The organism is Pseudomonas sp. MF09156 (assembly GCF_059862305.1).
This window is the reverse complement of the sequence record NZ_JCBCUR010000002.1, coordinates 378014-392985: the sequence shown is the minus strand read 5'-3', so window position 1 is coordinate 392985 and position 14972 is coordinate 378014. Positions and strand designations below refer to the sequence as shown.

18 protein-coding genes and 1 other RNA gene are annotated in these 14972 nt (G+C 62.2%); 9 read left to right on the top strand and 10 right to left on the bottom strand.

The window, feature by feature from the left end; genetic code table 11:
• Positions 1 to 36: 36 nt before the first annotated feature.
• The 4 genes from AC19YY_RS07595 (at position 37) to AC19YY_RS07580 (ending at position 3102) form a co-directional block, all read left to right on the top strand.
• Positions 37 to 957 (top strand): SPFH domain-containing protein, encoded by a 921-nt coding sequence (locus AC19YY_RS07595; protein WP_027608388.1) that lies wholly within the window; start codon positions 37 to 39, stop codon positions 955 to 957.
• Between the two features lie 10 nt (positions 958 to 967).
• Positions 968 to 1414, top strand: a complete 447-nt coding sequence (locus AC19YY_RS07590; RefSeq protein ID WP_169954999.1) for an NfeD family protein — start codon at positions 968 to 970, stop codon at positions 1412 to 1414.
• 69 nt (positions 1415 to 1483) lie between these two features.
• Positions 1484 to 1801 (top strand): DUF2388 domain-containing protein, encoded by a 318-nt coding sequence (locus tag AC19YY_RS07585; protein WP_057440438.1) that lies wholly within the window; start codon positions 1484 to 1486, stop codon positions 1799 to 1801.
• A gap of 161 nt (positions 1802 to 1962) precedes the next feature.
• The gene (locus AC19YY_RS07580) at positions 1963 to 3102 is read left to right on the top strand and encodes a DegT/DnrJ/EryC1/StrS family aminotransferase (protein ID WP_170057563.1); all 1140 of its coding nucleotides are present in this window, start codon (positions 1963 to 1965) and stop codon (positions 3100 to 3102) included.
• A 42-nt stretch (positions 3103 to 3144) separates the two neighbouring features.
• Here AC19YY_RS07580 and gcvH read toward each other — a convergent pair whose 3' ends face one another.
• From gcvH to AC19YY_RS07535, 9 genes are all read right to left on the bottom strand, one after another.
• Entirely contained in the window at positions 3145 to 3528 is a 384-nt protein-coding gene (gcvH, locus tag AC19YY_RS07575) for a glycine cleavage system protein GcvH (protein ID WP_500604021.1), read from the bottom strand.
• Positions 3529 to 3580: 52 nt separating this feature from the next.
• Complete coding sequence (gcvT, locus tag AC19YY_RS07570) at positions 3581 to 4663, bottom strand: glycine cleavage system aminomethyltransferase GcvT (RefSeq protein WP_492633860.1); 1083 nt, start codon at positions 4661 to 4663, stop codon at positions 3581 to 3583.
• A 156-nt stretch (positions 4664 to 4819) separates the two neighbouring features.
• The gene (locus AC19YY_RS07565) at positions 4820 to 6436 is read right to left on the bottom strand and encodes an ABC transporter permease (protein WP_169955003.1); all 1617 of its coding nucleotides are present in this window, start codon (positions 6434 to 6436) and stop codon (positions 4820 to 4822) included.
• A gap of 197 nt (positions 6437 to 6633) precedes the next feature.
• Positions 6634 to 7638 (bottom strand): extracellular solute-binding protein, encoded by a 1005-nt coding sequence (locus AC19YY_RS07560; protein WP_169955004.1) that lies wholly within the window; start codon positions 7636 to 7638, stop codon positions 6634 to 6636.
• A gap of 163 nt (positions 7639 to 7801) precedes the next feature.
• Complete coding sequence (locus tag AC19YY_RS07555) at positions 7802 to 9019, bottom strand: 2-octaprenyl-3-methyl-6-methoxy-1,4-benzoquinol hydroxylase (RefSeq protein ID WP_500604087.1); 1218 nt, start codon at positions 9017 to 9019, stop codon at positions 7802 to 7804.
• Between the two features lie 9 nt (positions 9020 to 9028).
• Positions 9029 to 9514 carry a DUF4442 domain-containing protein gene (locus tag AC19YY_RS07550; protein WP_169955005.1) on the bottom strand — a complete coding sequence of 162 codons (486 nt, stop codon included), beginning with the start codon at positions 9512 to 9514 and terminating at the stop codon, positions 9029 to 9031.
• Positions 9507 to 10694 carry a 2-octaprenyl-6-methoxyphenyl hydroxylase gene (gene ubiH, locus AC19YY_RS07545; RefSeq protein ID WP_500604020.1) on the bottom strand — a complete coding sequence of 396 codons (1188 nt, stop codon included), beginning with the start codon at positions 10692 to 10694 and terminating at the stop codon, positions 9507 to 9509. The genes AC19YY_RS07550 and ubiH overlap by 8 nt, the downstream gene beginning before the upstream one ends.
• On the bottom strand, positions 10691 to 12013 hold the full coding sequence (gene pepP / locus AC19YY_RS07540; RefSeq protein WP_169955007.1) for a Xaa-Pro aminopeptidase: 1323 nt from the start codon (positions 12011 to 12013) through the stop codon (positions 10691 to 10693). Before pepP ends, ubiH begins: the two co-directional genes overlap by 4 nt.
• Before the next feature lie 20 nt (positions 12014 to 12033).
• A complete protein-coding gene (locus AC19YY_RS07535) occupies positions 12034 to 12591 on the bottom strand; it encodes a YecA/YgfB family protein (RefSeq protein ID WP_500604019.1) in 558 nt (185 codons plus the stop codon).
• Between the two features lie 137 nt (positions 12592 to 12728).
• On the opposite strand from AC19YY_RS07535, the gene AC19YY_RS07530 reads away from it, so the two are divergent.
• From AC19YY_RS07530 to AC19YY_RS07515, 4 genes are all read left to right on the top strand, one after another.
• Positions 12729 to 12938 carry a TIGR02449 family protein gene (locus AC19YY_RS07530; protein ID WP_057440444.1) on the top strand — a complete coding sequence of 70 codons (210 nt, stop codon included), beginning with the start codon at positions 12729 to 12731 and terminating at the stop codon, positions 12936 to 12938.
• Entirely contained in the window at positions 12935 to 13252 is a 318-nt protein-coding gene (locus tag AC19YY_RS07525) for a cell division protein ZapA (protein WP_029289530.1), read from the top strand. Before AC19YY_RS07530 ends, AC19YY_RS07525 begins: the two co-directional genes overlap by 4 nt.
• A 30-nt stretch (positions 13253 to 13282) precedes the next feature.
• Positions 13283 to 13461: non-coding RNA, 6S RNA (ssrS, locus tag AC19YY_RS07520), on the top strand.
• Between the two features lie 56 nt (positions 13462 to 13517).
• Positions 13518 to 14153: a 5-formyltetrahydrofolate cyclo-ligase gene (locus AC19YY_RS07515; protein WP_500604018.1), complete on the top strand. Its 636-nt coding sequence runs from the start codon at positions 13518 to 13520 to the stop codon at positions 14151 to 14153.
• 2 nt (positions 14154 to 14155) lie between these two features.
• Here AC19YY_RS07515 and AC19YY_RS07510 read toward each other — a convergent pair whose 3' ends face one another.
• Positions 14156 to 14305, bottom strand: coding sequence for a hypothetical protein (locus tag AC19YY_RS07510; RefSeq protein WP_169955010.1), 150 nt, complete (start codon positions 14303 to 14305; stop codon positions 14156 to 14158).
• 195 nt (positions 14306 to 14500) lie between these two features.
• Here AC19YY_RS07510 and AC19YY_RS07505 point away from each other — a divergent pair, with 195 nt between their 5' ends.
• Positions 14501 to 14950: an EVE domain-containing protein gene (locus AC19YY_RS07505; protein ID WP_170042107.1), complete on the top strand. Its 450-nt coding sequence runs from the start codon at positions 14501 to 14503 to the stop codon at positions 14948 to 14950.
• The last annotated feature ends 22 nt before the right edge of the window (positions 14951 to 14972 follow it).

The following is a 14972-nucleotide window of genomic DNA, read 5'->3' as shown; positions in this document are numbered from 1 at the left end:
ACTTCGCGTACCGCCACCACCAGACAAGGAATCGTTATGCAGATCGGAACAGTGCTTCTCCTCTTCGTAGGCTTGGCCATTGCCATCCTGTTCATGGGCTTCAAAGTCGTGCCCCAGGGCTACCAATGGACGGTGGAGCGCTTCGGCCGCTACACCAACACGCTCAAGCCCGGCCTGAATATCATCATTCCGGTGATGGACCGCATCGGGCGCAAGATCAACGTGATGGAAAGCGTGCTGGATATTCCGCCCCAGGAAGTGATCACGGCCGATAACGCCACGGTGCAGATCGACGCGGTGTGCTTCTTCCAGGTGGTGAATACCGCCCAGGCGGCCTACGAGGTCAACAACCTCGAACATGCGATCCGCAACCTGCTGCAAACCAACATCCGTACGGTGCTCGGTTCCATGGAACTGGACGCCATGCTCAGCCAGCGCGACGGCATCAACGAGAAGCTGCTGCGCACGGTCGATGAAGCCACCGCGCCGTGGGGCATCAAGATCACCCGCATCGAGATCAAGGACATCAGCCCACCTGCCGACTTGATGGCCGCTATGTCCGGCCAGATGAAAGCTGAGCGGATCAAGCGTGCCCAGATCCTCGAAGCCGAAGGCCTGCGTGCCTCCGCTATCCTGACCGCCGAAGGCAAGAAGCAGGCGCAGATCCTCGAGGCCGAAGGGGGTCGCCAGGCTGCGTTCCTGGAATCTGAAGCCCGTGAGCGTCAGGCTGAAGCCGAAGCGCGCGCCACACAGGTGGTATCGGAGGCGATTGCCACCGGTAACGTGCAGGCCATCAACTACTTTGTCGCGCAGAAATACATCGATGCCCTGGGCAAGCTGGCCTCGGCCAACAACAGCAAAGTGATCCTGATGCCGCTGGAAGCCAGCCAGGTCATTGGCGCGGTGGGCGGCATCGGCGAAATCGTCAAGGCCACCTTCGACAACAAGAAAGCCTGAGGCTCGCGCCATGTGGGAATTCCTGCAACACCTGTCGTTCTGGGATTGGCTGGCGCTGGGCACCGTGCTGCTGATTCTCGAAGTGTTTGGTGCCGGCGGCTATCTGTTGTGGATGGGGATCGCGGCGGCAGCGGTTGGCGTGCTCAAGTTCCTGATTCCAGGGCTTGGGCTGGAGCTGCAACTGCTGCTGTTTGCGGTGCTGTCGATCCTGACGGCGGTGTACTGGTGGAAGCGCCAGCGCAGCAGTGCCAAGGCCAGCGATCAGCCGGGCCTGAATATGCGTGGTTCGGAGCTGATTGGCCGCACCTTTGTGGTGCATCAGGCGATTATCGATGGCCGGGGCAAAGTCAAGGTCGGCGATGGCGTGTGGATGGTCACCGGGCCTGATGCGCCTGTAGGGGCTCAAGTACGGGTGATTGGCCAGGAAGGCGTGATTCTGCGGGTCGAAACTGTTTAGTCAGCCATGGAACTAGGCTGGGTTATCTACAATCAAACTGTTCAGATAACCCAGTCGGAGTCACCCATCATGCGTCTCAAATATGCTGTCGCCACCCTCGCCGTGCTTTCCCTCCCAGTTGGATCGGCCATGGCCGACAGCTTCTGGCGTAATGTCATCTCATCGGGCGCCACCACCGGCTCCACGTACCTGACCTTCAAGGACCACAAGCTGGTAGTCGCCGCCCAGGACGACGCCGGTAGCTTCGTCGCCAGCGACGGCGGCATCCGTGGCCCTTACCTGGAAGCCGCCATGCAGAAAGTGCGTGCCGACAACCCAGGCCTGAAGGCCACTGACATGGAACTGGCCAACGCCATCCTGGCGAAGAACGCCATCGCCGCCGAGTAAACCGGGCACAAAAAAGCCGCTTCAAAAGCGGCTTTTTTGTGCCTATCGTTCGACGATTCGTTCACGGATGACAGGCTATATTCAGTTACCCCGTGCGACGATGCCGGGATTGATATGAGCTTTTATTCTTAGTTCTTCTTAAAACGGATGCTTTCAACGTCATGAGCCAACTGCCTTTCCTGCCGTTTTCAAAACCGACCATTGATGAAGCCACTATCGCGGCAGTCGGTGAAGTGTTGCGTTCCGGCTGGATCACCAGCGGGCCCAAGGTGCAGGCGTTCGAAGCACAATTGTCGGAATATTTTGGCGGCCGGCCGGTGCGCACCTTCAACTCCGGCACCTGCACCATGGAGATTGCCTTGCGCATCGCCGGTGTCGGGCCGGGGGATGAAGTGATTACCACGCCGATTTCCTGGGTGGCAACGGCCAACGTGATTCTGGAGGTAGGCGCCACGCCGGTGTTTGCCGATATTGACCCGGTGACCCGCAATATCGACCTGGCCCAGGTGGAAGCCGCCATTACGCCGCGCACCAAGGCGATCATCCCGGTGTACCTGGCCGGCCTGCCGCTGGACATGCCGATGCTCTATGCACTGGCCAACAAATATGGGCTGCGGATCATCGAAGACGCCGCCCAGGCATTGGGCTCCAGTTGGGATGGCCAGCGAATTGGCGCCACGGGGGATTTTGTCTCGTTCAGCTTCCAGGCGAACAAGAACATCACCTGTTCCGAAGGCGGCTGCCTGGTGTTGAACAACGCTGAAGAAGCGCGCCTGGCGGAGAAATACCGCCTGCAAGGCGTGACCCGCAGTGGGTTCGACGGGTTGGACGTGGATGTGCTGGGCGGCAAGTTCAACATGACCGATATCGCCGCCGCCATCGGCCTGGGCCAGTTTGCCCATCTCGAGCAGATCACGGCCCATCGCCAGGCACTGGCCCGGCATTACTTCGAGTGTTTGGGCAGCGATTTCGAGGCAACATACGGCGCGCAACTGCCGCCTGCGGACTTTGAAAACAGCAACTGGCACCTGTTCCAACTGGTTCTGCCCGAGCGTGCGGATGGCCTGCCGGCCCGCGCTACGTTCATGGAGCAGATGCAGGCCCAGGGCGTGGGCATTGGCTATCACTACCCGCCGATCCACCTGCTGAGCCTGTATCGGGCACAGGGGTTCAAGGAAGGCATGTTTCCGGTTGCGGAAAGCGTCGGGCGCTTGATTGTGTCGTTGCCGATGTTTACGGCGATGACCAAGGCGGATGTGGAGCGGGCTGTTGCGGCGGTGAAGCAGGTGCTCAAGCCCTGACCGTTGCAGGAGCCGGCTTGCCGGCTCCTGCAGGGGACGGTGTTATTCGCCGATGGCGGCTTGGTAGCCAGCGGCATCCAGCAGTTTTTCCAGTTCGGCGGTATTGCTTGGCTGGACCTTGAAGATCCAGGCCTCGTAAGGCTTTTCATTGAGCGACTCAGGGGCATCGGCCAACTCCTCGTTGACCGCAATCACTTCACCCGAAACCGGCGAGTAGATATCCGAAGCAGCCTTCACCGATTCGACTACGCCTGCGGCGTCGCCCGCGGCGAACACCTTGCCCACTTCCGCCAATTCAACAAACACCACATCACCCAACGCTTCCTGGGCGTGATCGGAGATCCCGACGGTCACGGTGCCATCCGCTTCCAGGCGTGCCCATTCGTGGCTTTCGGCAAAACGCAGTGCGGCAGGGATATCGCTCATAGTCTGTGTCCTCAAAAAGAAATGTCAGCGGCCATTGGCCTGCCGCAAAAGGTTAGATCAAGGTCTTGCCATGGCGCACGAAGGTCGGCTTGACCACTCGCACCGGGTACCACTTGCCGCGAATCTCTACTTCCGCGCGGTCAGCGGTTGCCATCGGTACACGCGCCAGGGCAATGGATTTACTCAGCGTAGGAGAGAAACTACCACTGGTGATCTCTCCTTCGCCAACATCGGCGATACGAACCACTTGATGAGCGCGTAAAACCCCGCGTTCTTCCAGCACCAAACCCACCAGCTTGAGCTGCACTCCGGCGGCCCGTTCAACCTCCAGGGCGGCACGCCCGATGAAGTCGCGGCCCGCGGGCTCCCAGGCGATGCTCCAGGCCATATTGGCGGCCAACGGTGACACATTCAGGTGGATATCCTGGCCGTAGAGGTTCATGCCGGCCTCCAGGCGCAGGGTGTCACGCGCACCCAGGCCGATAGGCGAGATGCCCGCGCCCACCAGGTCGTTGAAAAAGCCCGGGGCCTGGTCGGCGGGCAGGACGATTTCCAGGCCATCTTCGCCGGTATAGCCTGTGCGTGCGATGAACCAGTCGCCGTCGGCGCGGCCCTCGAAAGGCTTGAGCTGGTGGATCAGCACGCCGCGAGACTGGGTGACCAGCTCGGCAATCTTGTGCCGGGCCTGGGGCCCCTGGATCGCCAGCATGGCCAGGTCCGGGCGCTCACGCATCAGCACCTGATAGCTGCCCAACTGGGCCTGCATCCACGCGATATCCTGGTCGCGGGTGGCCGCATTGACCACCAGCCGGTAACCGTCTTCGGTGCGGTAGACAATCATGTCGTCCACCACCCCGCCCTGCTCGTTGAGCATGGCGCTGTACAGCGCATGGCCGCAGCCATGCAAACGATCGACATCATTGGCCAGCAAGTACTGCAGCCACTCCCTGGCCTGGTGGCCTGAGATATCGATCACGGTCATGTGGGAAACATCAAACACCCCGCAGTCACGGCGCACCTGATGGTGCTCCTCGACTTGCGAGCCGTAGTGCAGAGGCATATCCCAACCGCCAAAATCGACCATTTTCGCGCCGAGGGCGAGATGCAGGTCATACAGAGGCGTACGCTGTCCCATGGGTTTCTCCTTCCGGGCGTGGCGAAGGTGCGGACGGTTGCCGTTCGGGCTACACACCTTGAAATACAAGGCCTGCAGCCACAATCAGCCACCCTGCCCGGAAGACGGGCCGCACCGAATGCCGCGCATTGTAGCCTCAAGCCGTAGGACTGGCACCTAACCGATTCGTCGCGCCGAACGTCGGATCAAGCCGATGACCGGCAACAGGCCGACCAACACCAGGGTCAGGGCGGGCAACGAGGCACGCGCCCACTCACCCTCGCTGGTCATCTCGAAGATGCGTACCGCCAGCGTGTCCCAGCCGAATGGGCGCATCAGCAGGGTCGCGGGCATTTCCTTGAGCACATCGACAAACACCAGCAAGGCCGCGCTCAAGGTGCCGGGCAGTAAAAGTGGCAGATACACTTTGCAAAACAGTCGTGGCCCACTTACCCCCAGGCTGCGCGCTGCTTCCGGCAAGGACGGGCGGATGCGCGCCAGGCTGTTTTCCAGCGGGCCATAGGCCACCGCCAGGAAGCGCACCAGATAGGCCATCACCAGCGCCGACAGGCTGCCCAGCAGCAAAGGTTTGCCAGCGCCGCCCAGCCAGCTGGAAACCGGAATCACCAACTCGCGGTCCAGATAGCTGAAAGCCAGCATGATCGACACCGCCAATACCGAACCCGGCAAGGCATAGCCCAGGTTTCCCAGGCTGACCCCGGAGCGGATAGCCCGGGTCGGCGCCAGGCGGTTGGCGAAGGCCAGCAGCAACGCCACGCTGACGGTGATCAGCGCGGCCATGCCGCCCAGGTAGAGGGTATGCACGATCAGCCCGGCATAGCGCTCGTCGAGGTCGAAACGCCCGCGCTGCCAGAACCAGGCCAGCAGCTGGAGCATCGGGATAACAAAGGCACAGGCAAACACCAGGGCGCACCAGCCGGTTGCGGCGGCGGCCTTGACGCCATGCAGGTGATAGAGCGCCTTGCCCCGCGGTCGCTCGTTGCTCGGGCGGCTGGCGCCACGGGCCCGGCGCTCGCCGTAGAGCACCAGCATCACCACCAACAGCAGCAGGCTCGCCAGTTGTGCGGCGCTGGACAGGCTGAAAAAGCCATACCAGGTCTTGTAGATGGCGGTGGTGAAGGTGTCGAAGTTAAACACCGACACCGCGCCGAAGTCCGCCAGGGTTTCCATCAACGCCAAGGCTACGCCGGCGCCGATCGCCGGGCGCGCCATGGGCAGGGCCACCCGCCAGAACGCCTGCCAGGGCGACTGGCCCAGCACTCGCGCCGCTTCCATCAACCCCTTGCCCTGCGCCAGGAACGCGGTGCGCGCCAGCAGGTAGACGTAGGGATAGAACACCAGCACCAGCACGATGATCACGCCACTGGTGGAGCGCACGCGCGGCAGGCGCAGGCCCATGCCGAACCATTCGCGCAGCAGGGTTTGTACCGGCCCGGAGAAATCCAGCAAACCCACGAAGACAAACGCCAGGACATAGGCCGGGATGGCAAACGGCAGCATCAACGCCCAGTCCAGCCAGCGCCGGCCGGGGAACTCGCAGAGGCTGGTCAGCCAGGCCAGGCTCACGCCCAGCACCGTTACGCCTACCCCGACGCCCACCACCAGGGTCAAGGTGTTGCCCAGCAGACGCGGCATCTGGGTATCCCACAGGTGCGACCAGATTTGCGTGTCGATGCTTTGCCAGGACAGCAACAGGACACTCAGGGGCAGCAGCACCAGGGCGGCGACAGTGAAGACCGGCAGGTACCAGCGGCGTTGGGCGGGGTGGGCCAAAAGGAATTCTCAAGCTGTGGATGATTCGCAGGCCTGCACAAAACACTGTGGGAGCGGGCTTGTGTGGGAGCTGGCTTGCCTGCGATGCAGACACCTCGGTTTATCAGCGATGCCGGGGTGATGCTATCGCAGGCAAGCCAGCTTCCACACAAGCCGCTCCCACATTAATTAGAACTGCGGCGTGCTACAAATTGTACTCAGTTCCAGCCCGCGCGATCCATCAGGCGAATCGCCTCGGCCTGGCGCTTGCCCGCCACTTCCACCGGCAGGGTGTCCGCCTTGAACTTGCCCCAGCTCGCCACTTCAGCCGAGGGTTCTACCGCAGGGTTGGCCGGGAACTCCTGGTTGACGTCGGCAAAGATCTTCTGCGCCTCAGGCGTAGTCATCCACTCCACCAGAGCCTTGGCGGCTTCCGGGTGCGGGGCGTACTTGGTCAGGCCGATGCCCGACAGGTTGACGTGCACGCCACGGTCGCCCTGGTTCGGCCAGAACAGTTTCACCGCCAGTTTCGGGTCCTGCTTGTGCAGGCGGCCGTAGTAGTAGGTGTTGACGATACCCACATCGCACTGCCCGGCGTTGATTGCCTGCAGTACCGCAATGTCATCGGAGAAGACGTCGGTGGACAGGTTATTGACCCAGCCCTTGATGATTTCTTCAGTCTTTTCTGCGCCATGGGTTTCGATCAGGGTGGCGGTCAGCGACTGGTTGTAGACCTTCTTCGCGGTGCGCAGGCACAGGCGGCCTTCCCATTGCTTGTCGGCCAGGGCCTCGTAGGTGGTCAGCTCTGCCGGCTTCACGCGGTCGGTGGAGTAGGCGATGGTGCGCGCCCGCAGGCTCAAGCCCGTCCAGGCATGGCTGGAGGAGCGATATTGTGCAGGGATGTTGGCGTCGATCACCTTGGAGGTGAAGGGTTGCAGAATGCCCATCTGCTCGGCTTGCCAGAGGTTGCCACCATCGACGGTCAGCAGCAGGTCGGCGGTGGCGTTCTGGCCTTCGGCCTTGATGCGCTGCATCAGCGGCGCTTCCTTGTCGGTGATGAACTTCACCTGCACCCCGGTTTTCTTGGTGTAGGCGTCGAACACCGGCTTGATCAACTCGTCGATACGAGAGGAGTAGACCACCACTTCGTCAGCCGCCTGGACGGTGGTGCTGGCGATAAGGGTGAGTGCCAGGGCAGTCAGGAGGCGCTTGGGTGCCAACATAGGTGCGGTCTCTCGTAGGAAAAGTGAGCGCAAATGATAAGGACTCACATTTAGCATCTCAACCAAACACTGGGCGCAGGCGTTACGAGATGTTGCATGGGAAGAATTTACCCTGCGGCAACCGGCCTCATCGCCGGCAAGCCGGCTCCTAGCGGGAACGCACTCAGGGCTTGGCCAGGTCCGGCAGGTCGCCGGTCAAACCCAGCGCCTGACGCACGAACAGCGCCTTGGCCTCGGGCATTTGGTCGACCATTTTCAGCCCGGCATTGCGCAACCAGCGCAACGGCAGCTGGTCGGCCTGGAACAACCGTTCAAAGCCCTCCATCGCCGCCATCAGCGCCAGGTTGTGCGGCATGCGCCGGCGCTCGTAGCGACTGAGCACCTTCACATCTGCCAAGCGTTCACCGCGCTCGCACGCCTTTAGCAGCACCTCGGCCAACACCGCGGCGTCGAGGAAGCCCAGGTTCACGCCCTGCCCCGCCAACGGGTGAATAACGTGGGCGGCATCGCCAATCAGCGCCAGGCCTTCGGCGACGTAGCGCTTGGCGTGGCGCTGGCGCAGCGGTACGCACAGGCGTGGGTCGGCACTGACCACGCTGCCCAGGCGGCCCTCAAAAGCGCACTCCAGTTCACCACAGAAGCTTTCGTCGTCCAGGGCCATCAAGCGTTCGGACTCGCTCGGCGTGGTCGACCAGACGATCGAGCACCAATCTTCCTGGCCATCGCGCACCAGCGGCAGGAACGCCAGCGGGCCATGGTCGGTGAAGCGCTGCCAGGCCGTACGCTGGTGCGGCTGGCTGCTGCGCACGCTGGTGACGATGGCGTGGTGCAGGTAATCCCATTCGCGTGTGGCGGTGCCGGTCAGGCGGCGCACGGCCGAGTTGGCGCCGTCGGCGGCGATCACCAGCGGCGCGCGCAGGGTGCGGCCATCGGCCAGGGTCAGCAGCCAGTCATCGCCGGAGCGGCGCATCTGCTCCAGGCGTGCATTGGCCAGCAGGCCCAGGTCGCAGTCGTGCAGGCGCTCAAGCAGGGCGTCCTGGACCACACGGTTTTCGACGATATGCCCCAACACCTCGGCATGCACACTGGCCGCCGAGAAGTGGATCTGCCCGGTGCCGCTGCCATCCCAAACCTGCATTTCGCCGTAGGGGCTGGCGCGGCGGCTGGCGATGCCGTCCCACACGCCCAGGCGGTCGAGGATGCGCTGGCTGGCGGCCGACAAGGCGCTCACCCGCGGTTCAAACGGAGCATCGGCGTCAAATGGCTTGACGCTCAACGGGCTGCCGTCGAGCAGCAGCACTTGCAGGCCACTGCCCTGCAACGCCAGCGCCAGGGCGCTTCCGACCATTCCGGCCCCGACAATCAGCACATCTGCGCGCATGTCCATGCTTTATGCCTGTTTCGCTGGCGGCTTGCGCCGCACGTAAAGGGTTTTGTCGACTCGCGCCACCAGGGTGCCGGAACCGTCGTAAATCTGCACCTTGAGGTGCGGCAAGTATTTCTCGCCGCCCTCGGTCTGGCGTCGCACTTCATCGAGCAAGGCCTGGTCGATGGAGAATTCGGCAAACACCGGGCCTTTGCCCGGCGAGATGAAATCGATGCTCGCCGCCTTGTCCCAGACGATGTAGTCGCGGCCCAGGTTCTCCATCAGCATCAGCATGTAGAACGGGTCGACCATCGAATACAGGCTGCCGCCAAACTGCGTACCGACGTAATTGCGGTTGTACCAGCCCAGGCCCATGCGCACCTTGGCGTGACAAAAGTCGGCACTCAGGTGCTGGACCCGCACCCCGGCGCCGAGGTACGGCGGGTACAGGCTCAAGAACCAGCGTAATAACCGCGCCTTGCCCAGGCGCTCCGTCAGCCACTTACGCATCGGGGCGCGTGCCCAGGCCCATGGCCTGCCGGGCGAACCAGCGTTTGGCCGGCGGCAGCAGGTCCAGGCCCAGCAGGCCGAGGTTACGGCCCATGGCGACCAGCGGTTGGCCGCTGCCGAACAGGCGGGTGACCTGGTCGGAGAAGCCCACGGTCAGTTGTTGATCCAGGCGCTGGCTTTCGCGGTAGGCCTGCAAGGTCGCCAGGTCACCCGGCACGGCGGGCCCGGCCAGCAAGGCCTCGGCCAACGCATAGGCATCGCGCAGGGACAGGTTGAAACCCTGACCGGCAATCGGGTGCAAGCTGTGGGCGGCGTTGCCCAGGACCACCAGGTGCGAGCGCACTTGCTCCTCGGCCTCCACCAGCGTCAGCGGATACAAGTGGCGCGCGCCGACCTGTTTCAGGGTGCCCAGGCGATAGCCAAACACGCCCTGCAACTCGCTGAGGAAACTGCGTTCATCCAACTGCGCCAGGCGCTGGGCGTCCATGCCGACGCGGGTCCAGACCAGCGCGCAACGGTTGTCCGCCAGCGGCAGCAAGGCCATCGGGCCTTCGTCGGTGAAACGCTCGAACGCCTCGCCGTTATGGGCTTCGCTGGGGGTGATGTTGGCGATCAGGGCACTCTGGTTGTAAGGCCGTTGCTTGACGCCAATGCCCAACTGCTCGCGCAGCCCGGAGCGGCCACCATCGGCCAGTACCGCAAGGTCGCACTCAATGACGGTTTCATCGTTGAGGGTCAGGCGGTAGCCATCGGCCAGCGGTTCCATGCGGCTGACTTCTGCGGGGCAGCGCCAACTGATCACGTCTTTGTCCAGGCCTTGCCACAGGCACTGCCCGAGCCAGGCGTTTTCCACCACATAGCCCAGGGCCGGTACGCCCTCTTCAAGGGCCGACAAGCGTGCGGTAGAGAAGCGCCCACGGTCGGAAACATGAATTTGCTTGATCGGTTCGGCACGTCGGGAAATGTCTTGCCACACACCCAGGCGCTGGTAGATCTGCCGCGCGCCAAAGGACAGCGCCGAGGAACGCGCATCGTAGCTCGGCTGGTAGCTGTCGCCGGGGGCGAAGGGTTCGATCAGCACGATTTTCCAGCCACGGGCCTTGGCCCCGGCCTGCAATGCCAAGGCCAGGCTGGCGCCCACCAGGCCGCCACCGATAATCGCCAGGTTGACCCGGCTCATCGGGCGGCCGCCATCAGTGCTTCAATCTCGGCCACGGTCTTGGGTACGCCACCGGTCAGAATTTCACAGCCTTGCTTGGTCACCACCACGTCATCCTCGATGCGCACGCCTATGCCACGCCATTTCTTTGCCACGTTTTGGTTGTCCGGGGCAATGTAGATGCCCGGCTCCACGGTCAGGGCCATGCCCACTTCCAGCACCCGCCATTCGCCGCCGACCTTGTACTCGCCCACATCATGCACATCCATGCCCAGCCAGTGCCCGGCGCGGTGCATGTAGAACGCCTTGTAGGCTTCGCTGGCGATCAACTCGTCCACATCACCCTGCAACAAGCCCAGCTTCACCAGCCCGGCGGTGATAACTTGCACCGTCGCCTCATGGGCCTGGTTCCAGTGCTTGTTCGGCGCGATCTGGGCAAAGGCGGCGTCCTGGGAGGCCAGCACAATTTCGTAGATCGCCTTCTGCTCGGCCGAGAACTTGCCATTGACCGGCCAGGTGCGGGTGATATCGCTGGCATAGCAGTCGATTTCACAACCGGCGTCGATCAACACCAGGTCCCCGTCCTTGAGCAGCGCGTCATTCTGCTGGTAGTGCAGGATGCAACTGTTGCGCCCCGAGGCGACGATGGAGCCATAGGCCGGCATCTTCGCCCCGCCCCGGCGGAATTCGTAGTCCAACTCGGCTTCCAGGCTGAACTCATGCAACCCGGCGCGGCTGGCCTGCATCGCCCGAATATGGGCCGCGCAGGAAATCCGCGCGGCTTCGCGCATGACCTTCACTTCTGCGGCGGATTTATACAGGCGCATGTCGTGCAGCAGATGATCCAGGGCAACGAATTCGTTCGGCGGCTGCGCACCGAGGTGCGCCTTGGAGCGGATCACGTTGATCCACTCCATCAGGTGCCGGTCGAATTCGGCATTGCTGCCCATGGCCGAGTACACCCGGTCGCGGCCTTCGATCAGGCCGGGCAGGATGTCGTCGATATCGGTAATCGGGAACGCATCGTCGGCGCCGTATTCGCGAATCGCGCCTTCGGTGCCAGCGCGCAGGCCGTCCCACAATTCGCGCTCGGCGTTGCGTTCACGGCAGAACAGCACGTATTCGCCGTGAATGCGCCCAGGCATCAGCACAATCACCGCTTCGGGCTCGGGGAAGCCGCTCAGGTACTGGAAGTCGCTGTCCTGGCGGTACACGTGCTCGACATCACGGTTGCGGATCGCCACGGCAGCGGCCGGCAGGATCGCGATGCTGTTGGGTTCCATCTGCGCCATGAGCGCCTTGCGGCGGCGGGTGTATTCCGCTTTGGGGATATGGATCATGGGCAGGTGGGTTCCCTCTCTTAGTGCAGCGACGGCTTGGTTGCAGCAGGTTCAGAAGACTTTCGGGTCTCGGTGAACAGCAGCAGCGGCGCGACGCGCAGGTATTCCATGACTTCCATATAGTCGCCTTCGCCGTCTTCGGATTCTTCCAGGGCATCTTGCACCTGGGAGATGGCTGCGAGGTCCTGCAACACTTCCTTAGCGTCGGTGCTCAGCTCCAGGCCGCCGGCGTTCACGCCAAAGCCATGGAGGAAACCCTGGCACCATTGGCCCAGTGCAGCGGCACGCTCGGTGAGCGACGCATCGTCGGTTGGCAGCAGCAGGACCACGGTGACGTCATCACCGGTCAGTTCGCCTTTAACCATTTCTTGCAAGCCGATCAACGCGTTGCGCACGTTTTCGGTAGGCTCGGTTTCCAGCAGCTCGGCCACGTCGGCCAGCCAGGTGTCGGCGTCAAAACCGACGCCGGTGCAACTACGGCCCAGCAGCACGCCATGCAGTTCGGCAGGCGAGCAAGGGTGACCGCTGGAGCTCAGCAGTTTGGAAAAAGCGTCGTACGGGGAGTTCTGAATAGGCATGATGAGCTAGGCGCCAGGCGGCGCGATGTCTAGAATGAAGCGCTGTATCCTAGCACCGGCAGACGCACCCGACTATCAAGGGCGTCAGATCGTTTATCCTGCAGTTGCCATTCATCAGACAAATCCAGTGGAACCCTATGGAAGACGCCGACTTGCAAGCGCTGATGGCCAGACTCGAATTGCTAATTACCCGGGTCGAGCAACTAAAGAGTCAAAACGGACTCCTATTAGCTCAGGAAAAGACCTGGCGCGAGGAACGCGCGCACCTCATTGAAAAAAACGAAATCGCCCGGCGTAAGGTCGAATCGATGATTTCGCGCCTGAAGGCCCTGGAGCAAGACTCATGAGTTCAAGCAATAGCGTCACCGTGCAGATTCTCGACAAAGAGTATTCGATCATCTGCCCCCAGGAGGAGCGCAGCAACCTGGTGAGCGCCGCCCGCTACCTGGATGGCAAGATGCGTGAAATCCGCAGCAGCGGCAAAGTCATCGGCGCCGACCGTATCGCCGTGATGGCCGCGCTGAACATTACCCACGATTTGCTGCATAAGCAGGAACGCCCTGACGTACAGGCCAGTGGTTCGACACGCGAGCAAGTGCGTGACCTGCTCGAGCGCGTCGACCTGGTGCTTTCTACCGACCAGGAACCACCCAAGGGCTGATCGCCGCGTCTATTTCGGGTATACTCGCCTCACTCCCTGGCGTGCTTGCCAGTCGGCGATGTCCCTGAGCCGATTCGCACTACCCTGGAAGTTGCACGTTGGGCTGGTGTGCATGTCCGCTAGACGGAAAGCCTTAAAGCCTACTGCATCTTCCACCTTGAACTTTCGGGTTCAAGGGCTAAGTCGACAGCGGTTCTGTCGGGGAGCCTGATTCCCAAACTCAATGCCAGTCCCCGGACTGGCATTGTTTTATGAGCCGAACACCATGACCGAACCTGCGCCACTTTCCCGTCCGCACCTTCGACGCATGTTGCGCAAGGCCCGCCGCGCCCTGACGCCGAGCGAGCAACGCCAGGCCGCGCTTGGCCTGTATCGGCAACTGGCACAGCACCCGCTGTTTCGCCGGGCCAAACATATCTCCCTGTACCTGCCGACGGATGGCGAAATCGATCCGCGCTTGCTGCTGCGCGCTGCCCAGCGCCGGGGCAAGGCCACCTACCTGCCAGTGCTCAGCGCCTGGCCTCGGACCAAGATGGTGTTCCAACGCGTGCGCCCTGGGGAAAAGCTTGCGCCCAACCGCTTTGGCATTCTTGAGCCACGGGTCAATGTCGGGCGCCAGCGCAAGGTCTGGGCCCTGGACCTGGTGCTGCTGCCGTTGGTGGGTTTTGATGACGCGGGCGGGCGGCTGGGCATGGGCGGCGGTTTTTACGATCGCAGCCTGGCGTACCTGGCGCGCCGCTCGTCGTGGCGCAAGCCGACGCTACTGGGACTGGCCCATGAGTGCCAGAAGGTCGAACGCCTGGCGCAGGCAAGCTGGGATGTGCCGTTGAATGGCACCGTTACCGATAGAAGATGGTATGTCGCAGAGGGGACGCCGCTGGACTCAACGGCGCCGAAATAGCGTCAACGCTTGAAGGTTTGTTGTTGCTGCTGTGCAAATTCAACCGGGGCTTGGGTCTTGTTCGACCATAGGCTTTGCGCATACCCGGTGGTCACGACGCCCAGACCGAACAAAATAACCAAAATCCATAGTAAATCCGGTTTGCGTTTCATCGATTGCCCCCCTTCAGGCCTATCACACACGATGACAGCAACGTTCCAAAGTAGTCCGTTCCAGCTGCGTCAAGCTTAAAATCCCGGCATTCTGCGTTAACGTGAACCAACACGCAAACCTTGGCGTCAACCGACCGTCGGTTTGTCATGAAATTGACAGACAACCTGCCCAATCCCCTGCAAAGGAGCAAAACCATGGCCTATTGGCTGATGAAATCCGAGCCCGATGAGCTGTCCATCAAGGGCCTGGAAAAACTCGGCGAGGCGCGCTGGGACGGCGTGCGCAATTACCAGGCGCGCAATTTCCTGCGGGCCATGGCCGTGGGCGACGCGTTCTTCTTTTACCACTCCAGTTGCCCGGAACCGGGCATTGCCGGCGTAGGAAAAATCATCGAAGCGGCTTACCCCGACCCGACCGCGCTGGAGCCTGATAGCCATTACTTCGATGCCAAGGCCACCCCCGAGAAGAATCCGTGGAGCGCCATCACCGTGGCCCACGTCGAAACCTTCCCCAAAGTCCTCGGGCTGGGCTACCTCAAGCAACAGACGGCCCTGGCCGAATTGCCGCTGGTGCAAAAAGGCAGTCGCCTGTCAGTGATGCCAGTCACGGCGGAGCAATGGGCGGCGGTCATGGCGCTGCGCTAACGCCTAAAGGTATTCATTTGAC